1 protein-coding gene and 2 pseudogenes are annotated in these 1284 nt (G+C 40.3%); 1 reads left to right on the top strand and 2 read right to left on the bottom strand.

The features are described 5' to 3' along the window. Both RTW80_RS25455 and RTW80_RS25450 read right to left on the bottom strand, forming a co-directional pair. Positions 1-279: pseudogene (locus tag RTW80_RS25455) on the bottom strand (hypothetical protein); the annotation flags it as partial. A gap of 26 nt (positions 280-305) precedes the next feature. Next, positions 306-935 carry an OB-fold-containig protein gene (locus RTW80_RS25450; RefSeq protein ID WP_000599926.1) on the bottom strand — a complete coding sequence of 210 codons (630 nt, stop codon included), beginning with the start codon at positions 933-935 and terminating at the stop codon, positions 306-308. Between the two features lie 268 nt (positions 936-1203). Here RTW80_RS25450 and RTW80_RS25445 point away from each other — a divergent pair. Beyond that, a pseudogene (locus RTW80_RS25445) lies at positions 1204-1284 on the top strand (glycogen synthesis protein GlgS); the annotation flags it as partial.

Here is a 1284-nt window from a genome sequence, read left to right as displayed (position 1 = left end):
CATACGATCTTTCGTAATCAGGCTATCAATGGTTGAGCGGCTGACTTCCAGCTTCAGAGTATTCATATTGATGGGGATTATTTCATGAAAGATCGGCATCACGATTGCGCCACCGCTCATTACCACTTTTTGCCCACCTAAACCAGTACGAACAAAAGCTTGCTCTGCCGAAGCGCGACGATAGAGCCTGGCGAAAATAATTCCAATAATAAACAGAATGCATACGGCAATAATTGCGGTAAACATCCAGGAGGGCACAGAATTAACAATATCATCCATTATTAAATTTCCTTTTGATTAATAAATTACAATATTTGGGGCCAGGGATTATTTTCCGCCAAATATCGCGTTGCAGAAAGTCGGCAAATAATTAACACTTTGTCTCCTTTAGTGAAAATTTTTCCTTCTTCAGGCTCCAGTAGTAAATAATGTATTTGGCCAAATTGATCGGTGAGTTTTCCTTCGCAGGGATTACCTGAAGTGGCTTGATGACCGGTAATTAACGCCATGCTACCAATATATTCTTCTTCTGTAATAGCTGAACTATGGTCGCGTGGAATCCAGGGCGCAACTATTTTACCGGTATAATGCACCGCAATAATCGTAAACAGTAAACTGACAGGAACCACGAACAGGTTCGACAGTGGTGATTGCCAGACCATGATGCAGGCATGCTGCAACAGGATGCCAATAAGACCAAAAAAACCAGCCAGTAAGCAGAGAACGACGAGAGCTGGCAATCTTCCAATATTGAGATAATGAAGTGCCTGGCTAATATGACCTGTGGTTATAGAATCATAATGGTCAAGATGTGCATCAAGAGCACCGGAGAGCATGTGACCGCAGATAAGCGCAAAAATTTCTAACAGGCCGATCAACAGTACAAAGGAAATAGCGAAAAGATAAGGGGTGTTATAGTCGGCGAATAAAATCATATATCACTCCAATGTCCATTTAGTGACGCAATATTTACTTTGTAATAGTTTCCTTGCTTACATTTATCTGTGTTAATAATAACACAGGTTAGAGAAGTTCTGGAAGAGAAAGTCTTTTAATATGGTTTTTTATTTTTCACTAAAAAGTGTGATCGGGGACAATATATTTACGCACGTTATGTTTAAAGGTACTACACTGATTGGGGAATACTGAAATCAGAAAAAGCATATGGCCTTAAAAGGTATGCGATAACCGGAGGATGTGCTTATGGATCATAGTCTTAATTCTTTAAATAATTTCGATTTCCTGGCGCGTAGTTTTGCCAGAATGCACGCAGAAGGTCGCCCG

The organism is Escherichia sp. AM3, from assembly GCF_032029835.1.
Lineage (GTDB): Bacteria > Pseudomonadota > Gammaproteobacteria > Enterobacterales > Enterobacteriaceae > Escherichia > Escherichia coli.
This window is presented reverse-complemented; position numbering and strand designations above follow the sequence as displayed.

What these genes read in the sequence shown, in the direction of transcription:
- RTW80_RS25450 (WP_000599926.1), bottom strand. Translation starts at nt 935, where the DNA reads ATGATTTTATTCGCCGACTATAACACCCCTTATCTTTTCGCTATTTCC.